Raw genomic sequence first — 6,324 nt, forward strand, 5'->3', positions numbered from 1 at the left:
CGGATCGAAGCCGGTCCCGAGGAAGCCGAGGTTGATCTGGTCCGCGACCTGTTTGACCTCCATCAGGTGCTGGCCGGTCTCGTTGCAGATGTCGTGGACATCCTTCAGCGGCGCGCCGCTCAGCTCGAACTGGCCGCCGGGCTCCAGGCTGATGGAGGCGGTCATGCCCTCGCTGTTCTTGCGCTCCAGGGCGATGACGTTCTCGCCTTCATAGACCTTGTCCCAGCCGAAGCGGGTCAGGCCGTCCAGCATCGCCTTGATGCCGTTCGGGCCTTCATAGGTCGGGCGGCGCAGGGTCGAACGGTCGAAGCCGAACTTCTCGTGCTCGGCGCCGATGCGCCACTGGTCGCGAGGCTTGGCGCCCTTCGACATGGCCCCGATCAGGTCTTCGCGGGAAAGCGGCGCGGTGTCGGCCATGGATGTCTCAAGCCCCTCGTGTCGCGGCTAGATGGGCGGGAAGCGGCGCTTGCTCAAGGGGCAGGCGGAATTGGAACGGTCCCGACAGCGGTTTCGTCGGACTCGTGGCGGAAAAAAACGGGTGCGAAGAGTGCGAACAGTGCGATTCCATCGTGCTGTATTCTGCCTCGCCGATACGTCAATTCCGGTCGGATCAGCGGTCCCAGTCGCCGAGGGCCGCCTGCCACAGGGTCAGGGCGGTGGTCGCGGCGGTGTCGGCCCGCAGCACGCGCGGTCCCAGCGAGACGGCGGTGGTGAAGGGCAGGGCCCGCAGCCGGTCGCGTTCCTCGGGCGTGAAGCCGCCCTCAGGCCCGATCAGCACGGCCCAGGACGATCCGCCCGCGGCCTGCAGGGCCTTCATCGCCGGCTCCCCGCCGGTCTCGTCGCAGAACATCAGCCGGCGGGAGACGTCCCAGCTGTCCAGGATCGCATCCAGTTTCGACGGCTCGTCCACCAGCGGCACGTCCAGCCGTCCGGTCTGTTCGGCGCTCTCCTCGGCGATGGCGTCCAGCCGGTCGAGGCGCAGGTGCTGGGGCTGGGTCCGGGCGGTGGTCACCAGCCGGATCCGCGCGGCGCCCAGCTCGGTCGCCTTCTCCACCGCGAACTCCAGCGCCGCCTTCTTCACCGTGGCGATCAGCAGGTGGATGTCGGGCGGATTGATCTGGTCGCGCACCCGTTCCTCGGCGCGCAGCACGGCGCCCTTCTTCAACACCTCGGCGATGGTGCAGCGCCACTCGCCGTCCAGGCCGTTGAAGACCCGCAGCTCATCCCCGGCCTTCAGCCGCATCACCTGGGTGAGGTAGCGCGACTGGTCGAGCGTCGGCGCGAGCGCGGCCCCGGGGGACAGGGGCTGGGGGATGTGGGGGCGGGTCATGGCGCTTTGATACCCGACACCACGCTCACCGCGGAATGATCTCGCAGGTGAAGGCGTCGGTCTTCTGAAAATGACGGAAGGGCCGCCCATCGCGCGAGATGTGGGTGTCGGCCCGGGTGTCGTACTTCAGGACCAGTCCCGTCTCCGCGTCATGCAGAATGACAGCCTCGGTCCCATGGTCGACCGCGATGGCGGCGCCTGACACCTCGCCGGACCCGCTCGCCGTGATGCGGCCTGCGAACCGCCAGGCGCGTCGGCCCTCGAATTCGACCTGGCCCTCGTACCGCATGTCGACCGATCCGTTCACGGCGAAGGGCAGGCCCATGCCCGCGCCGGCCCGGGTGAGAAGATTCCGCCGCAGGTCCTCCGGATAGTAGCTGTCGCCGACCGCGAAAGACCGACCGAGGAGCAGCCGCTCGGGAACGTCCTCGGCCGTGGCGGTCGCGAGGGCGTACATCTGGTTTCTCGGCAGGGCGTCCACGGACGGTCCCGACATGTCCGCCGTGGTCACGGCTCCACCGGGCGCCGTTTCGAAGCGCAGCGTCGACTCGTTGGATGGCGTGATCACCGAGTGCTCGAAAGCCCACCCGTCCGGCGCGCGTGACGCCCGGAAGCGACGCGTTTGCCGCTCGATCGTCGGCTGGGCGTCGGCCACGGCCTGGCCTTGGTCCATCAGCACGAGCCGGGTCGCCTCGCCCTGGCAGGTCCGCTGCAGGGTCGTGGACAGCTTCGGCGTGATCCGCGCGTCCTCAGCGACGGCGCCCTGTGACAGCAACAGGCCGACGACGAGAGCCGCGCATGCCGTGTGACGACGTTTCATGGCCCCTCGCAACTCGCCCAGGCCGAATATCCGACGGCCGCCGCGAGAGGGCAAGCAACCGTGGATCAGCAGGTTATTCGCCCAGCTTCTCCCTGAGAAGCGCGATGGCGATCGTGAAGGCCGCGATCCTGCGCGTGAGCAGGGTGTGCTGGGCCGTGCCGGGCGTGAGACGGGCCAAGGCCTTTTCGCATTTGGACAGGGTCGACTCGATCGCCCGCAGCGCCTCTCTGAGATCGTGTTCGCTATGGGCGGTCATTGGACCGATCCCATAATCGGAACCTCCGCGCGCGTCGACCAAGCGGCTGAATGTGGATCAATCCCGAACCTGACGCAGCCAGGAAACCTCCAGGAACGCTTCCCGCTCCGCATCTTCGGCGGACGCATAGAGCCCCGAGGTCTGGAGCGGACCTTCGGACTCATAGTCTCCAAAAATGGGGTCGCGCACGTACTCGCGGACGGACTCGACGAAATAGAACAGGCCATCAGGGCGCCGGATGACCTCGACCCAGGCGACGCCATCGGTGCGATCTCTGCGCCAGACGACATCCCATTTCGGATGATCGCCCCCATCGTCACTCGACGAACGGGGCCCGAAGATCAGGTCCGCCAGAAAGCTCCACATGTGGCGAACGCTATCATGTCGTGAGCTGGGTCGCGCTACAGCGTCCGCGCGATCAGCAGCTTCATGATCTCGTTGGTGCCGCCGTAGATGCGCTGGACGCGGGCGTCCTTGTACAGCTGGGCGATCGGGTACTCGTTCATGTAGCCGTAGCCGCCGTGCAGCTGGAGCATCTCGTCGATGACCTCGCCCTGGATGTCGGTGACCCAGTATTTGGCCATCGAGGCGGTGGCGGCGTCCAGCTTGCCGTCCAGGTGCAGGCCCATGCAGTGGTCGACGAAGACCTTGGCGACCGTCAGTTTCGTCTTGACCTCGGCCAGTTTGAACTGGGTGTTCTGGAAGTCGATGACGCGCTTGCCGAAGGCCTTGCGCTCCTTGACGTAGGCCAGCGTCTCCTTGAGCCCGCGCTCGGCGGCGGCGACGCCCTGGATGGCGATGTTCAGCCGTTCCTGCGGCAGCTGCTGCATCAGGTGGATGAAGCCCTGGCCCTCGGTTCCGCCGATGATGTTCTCGGCGGGGACCTTCACGTCGTTGAAGAACAGCTCGGAGGTGTCGTTGGCCTCCATGCCGATCTTGTGCAGGTTCCGGCCGCGCTCGAAGCCTTCCGCGCCGTCGGTCTCGACGACGATCAGGCTGGTGCCCTTGGCGCCCTCGGCCGGGTCGGTCTTGGCGACGACGATGATGAAGTTGGCCAGCTGGCCGTTGGTGATGAAGGTCTTGGAGCCGTTCAGGACGTAGTGGTCGCCCGACTTGATGGCCGTGGTCTTCACGCCCTGCAGGTCCGAGCCCGCGCCCGGCTCGGTCATGGCGATGGCGCCGACCAGTTCGCCGGTCTGCAGGCGGGGCAGCCAGCGCGCCTTCTGCTCGGCCGTGCCGTAGTGCCAGACGTAGGGCATGACGATCGCGTTGTGCAGCGAGATGCCGAAGTGGTCCGCGCCCTTCCAGCCCAGCTGGCGCATCAGCACGACTTCGTGGCGGTAGTCGCCGCCGAAGCCGCCGTCCTCTTCCGGCATCGACAGGCCCAGCAGGCCTGCGTCCCCGGCGTCGTTCCACAGCTGCCGCGGCACCGAGGAGTCGGCGATCCACTGCTGGACATTCTCCAGCGGCGCATGCTCGTCGATCCATTTGCCGACGGAGTCGGAGAAGAGGGTGATCTCCTCTTCCTGCATGAAGGCGGGGTCGGGGCTGTTGAGGACGTTCATGGCTTCACTCGGCATTGTCCCTCCCTCGCCGGGCGAGGGAGGGTCGTTTCAGTCCGTGACTGCGTGCGTCACGCCACGGCAGTCAAATCCGCCGTCAGAACGAGTCCGCCGGCATGGCCATCAGCACGTCGGCGCCGGTCTTCATCTTGACCAGGTGCCCGGCGGCGTCGGGCAGGATGCGCTCGACGAAGTAGCGGCCGGTCTGCAGCTTGGCGGCGTAGAACGGGTCGGACGAACCGGCGTCGATCTGCTTCTGGGCGGCGATGGCCATCTGGGCCCAGACATAGGCCAGGGCGGTGATGCCGAAGATGTTCAGATAGTCGGTCGAGCCGGCGCCGGCGTTGTCCGGGTTGGCCATGCCGTTCTGCATCAGCCACATGGTGCCGTCCTGCAGCTTCTTCTTGGCGTCGGCCAGGCCGTCGATGAAGGGCTTCACCGTCTCGCCGGCGTCGTTGTGCTCCGCCACGAAGGCGTCGATGTCGCCGAACCAGCTCATGATGGCGCGCCCGCCCGCCGACGGCAGCTTGCGGCCGACCAGGTCCAGCGCCTGGATGCCGTTGGTGCCCTCGTAGATCATGGTGATCCGCGCATCGCGCAGATACTGGGAGGCGGGGAAGTGTTCGGTGTAGCCCGAACCGCCGTGGACCTGCATGGCCAGCGAGGCGGCGTGGAAGCCCTTGTCGGTCAGATATGCCTTCAGCACCGGGGTCAGCAGACCCATGTAGTCCTTGGCCTTGGTGGCGACGGCCTCGTCTTCCGACTTCTCCAGATCCGACTGCAGCGCGGTCCACAGGATGAAGGCCTGGCCGCCTTCGACGAAGGCGCGGGCCTCCAGCAGCATGCGGCGCACGTCGGGGTGGACGATGATCGGGTCAGCGGGGCCGTCCGGGTTCTTCGGTCCGGTCAGCGAACGGCCCTGCAGGCGGTCCTTGGCGAACTCGACGGCGGCCTGGTAGGCGGCCGTGCCGATGGCCAGGCCCTGCAGGCCAGTGCCGAGGCGGGCCTCGTTCATGACCACGAACATGTTGTTCATGCCCCGGCCTTCCTCGCCGATCAGCCAGCCCTTGGCGCCGTCGTACTGCATGACTGCGGTCGCGTTGCCGTGGATGCCCATCTTGTGCTCGAGGCCGGCGCATTCCAGCGTGTTGCGCTCGCCGATAGAACCGTCCTCGTTGACGAGGAATTTGGGCACCAGGAACAGGGACAGGCCCTTGATGCCCGGGACCGCGCCTTCAACGCGGGCCAGGACGGTGTGGATGATGTTGTCGGCGAAGTCGTGCTCGCCCGCCGAGATCCAGATCTTCTGGCCGGTGATCGAATAGCTGCCGTCACCGTTCGGCACGGCCTTGGTGCGGACCATGCCCAGGTCGGTGCCGCACTGCGGCTCGGTCAGGTTCATGGTGCCGGTCCATTCGCCGGTGGCCATCTTGGGCAGGTATTTCTGCTTCAGCTCTTCCGAGGCGTTGGCGTGGATGCCCGCCCAGGCGCCGGCCGTCAGGCCGGGGTACATCGAGAAGGCCGCCGAGGCGCCGGCGGTGAACTGGCCGACGGCGGAGCCGATGACCGAGGGCATGCCCTGGCCGCCGTAGGCCGGATCCATCATCAGCGAGGGCCAGCCGGCCTCGACCATCTGGTGATAGGCTTCCTTCCAGCCCTTGGGCGTGGTGACGACGCCGCCTTCGGACCAGTGGCAGCCTTCCTTGTCGCCCGGATTGTTGATCGGGGCGATGACCTCGTCCGAGAAGCGCGCGGCCTCCTCGAGGATCTGCTGCGCCAGCTCGGACGAGACGTCCTGGAAGCCGGGCTGGTTGGTGTAGCGGTCGATCTCCAGCACCTCGTTCAGGATGAACGTCAGGTCACGGACGGGGGCTTTGTAGGCCATGCGTCAGGCTCTCGCTTTGAAGGGCTGGTGGTGGTGGTCGATGTTCAGGCGAGCCTTCATCAGGGTCGCGTATTCCTCGGCGCCGGGCAGGAGGTCGGGGCGGAACTCGCCCAGCTTCTCCTCCATCCATTGGCAAGCTTGCTCGGCCGTCTCGATGGCGCCCTCGATGTCGTCCAACTGCTGCTTCAGCGCGGCGATCTGGGCGCGGTGCTGGCGCAGGGCCACGGCCATCTGGTGGGCGTTGTGATCCTTGCGGTCGTACAGATCCAGCATCGACTGGATCTCCTGCAGGCTGAAGCCGATGCGGCGGCCGCGCAGGATCAGTTTCAGGCGGGCGCGGTCGCGGGCGTCGTAGACGCGCGTCTGACCCTTGCGGGCCGGATTGAGCAGGCCCTTGTCCTCGTAGAACCGCAGGGCGCGCGCCGTCGCGCTGAACTCGCGGCACAGCTGGCGGATCGAATAGGTGCGGTG

The 6,324-nt window shown here is 66.9% G+C and carries 8 protein-coding genes; all 8 read right to left on the minus strand.

The genetic code is table 11. The features are described from left to right. A partial coding sequence (locus tag Q0C81_RS14420) for a glutamate-cysteine ligase family protein (protein ID WP_291839343.1) occupies nt 1–417 on the minus strand: 417 nt, incomplete at its 3' end. 193 nt (nt 418–610) lie between these two features. After that, nucleotides 611–1,330, minus strand: coding sequence for a 16S rRNA (uracil(1498)-N(3))-methyltransferase (locus Q0C81_RS14425; protein ID WP_291839346.1), 720 nt, complete (start codon nt 1,328–1,330; stop codon nt 611–613). Between the two features lie 25 nt (nt 1,331–1,355). Next, on the minus strand, nt 1,356–2,150 hold the full coding sequence (locus Q0C81_RS14430; RefSeq protein WP_291839349.1) for a hypothetical protein: 795 nt from the start codon (nt 2,148–2,150) through the stop codon (nt 1,356–1,358). Between the two features lie 73 nt (nt 2,151–2,223). Further along, a complete protein-coding gene (locus Q0C81_RS14435; RefSeq protein WP_291839353.1) occupies nt 2,224–2,406 on the minus strand; it encodes a hypothetical protein in 183 nt (60 codons plus the stop codon). A 57-nt stretch (nt 2,407–2,463) separates the two neighbouring features. Continuing rightward, nucleotides 2,464–2,772, minus strand: a complete 309-nt coding sequence (locus tag Q0C81_RS14440) for a hypothetical protein (protein ID WP_291839356.1) — start codon at nt 2,770–2,772, stop codon at nt 2,464–2,466. Between the two features lie 35 nt (nt 2,773–2,807). Beyond that, nucleotides 2,808–3,971, minus strand: coding sequence for an acyl-CoA dehydrogenase family protein (locus Q0C81_RS14445; protein ID WP_291839365.1), 1,164 nt, complete (start codon nt 3,969–3,971; stop codon nt 2,808–2,810). A gap of 94 nt (nt 3,972–4,065) precedes the next feature. Further along, nucleotides 4,066–5,853, minus strand: coding sequence for an acyl-CoA dehydrogenase C-terminal domain-containing protein (locus Q0C81_RS14450; protein WP_291839359.1), 1,788 nt, complete (start codon nt 5,851–5,853; stop codon nt 4,066–4,068). Nucleotides 5,854–5,856: 3 nt separating this feature from the next. After that, on the minus strand, nt 5,857–6,324 hold a 468-nt coding region (locus tag Q0C81_RS14455), incomplete at its 5' end, for a MerR family DNA-binding transcriptional regulator (protein WP_291839362.1).

Origin of the sequence: Brevundimonas sp. (assembly GCF_023259385.1) — a bacterium.
Lineage (GTDB): Bacteria > Pseudomonadota > Alphaproteobacteria > Caulobacterales > Caulobacteraceae > Brevundimonas.

Coding starts and splice junctions, on each gene's coding strand:
- Q0C81_RS14425 (WP_291839346.1), bottom strand. CDS start 1,330: ATGACCCGCCCCCACATCCCCCAGCCCCTGTCCCCCGGGGCCGCGCTC.
- Q0C81_RS14430 (WP_291839349.1), bottom strand. CDS start 2,150: ATGAAACGTCGTCACACGGCATGCGCGGCTCTCGTCGTCGGCCTGTTG.
- Q0C81_RS14435 (WP_291839353.1), bottom strand. CDS start 2,406: ATGACCGCCCATAGCGAACACGATCTCAGAGAGGCGCTGCGGGCGATC.
- Q0C81_RS14440 (WP_291839356.1), bottom strand. CDS start 2,772: ATGTGGAGCTTTCTGGCGGACCTGATCTTCGGGCCCCGTTCGTCGAGT.
- Q0C81_RS14445 (WP_291839365.1), bottom strand. CDS start 3,971: ATGAACGTCCTCAACAGCCCCGACCCCGCCTTCATGCAGGAAGAGGAG.
- Q0C81_RS14450 (WP_291839359.1), bottom strand. CDS start 5,853: ATGGCCTACAAAGCCCCCGTCCGTGACCTGACGTTCATCCTGAACGAG.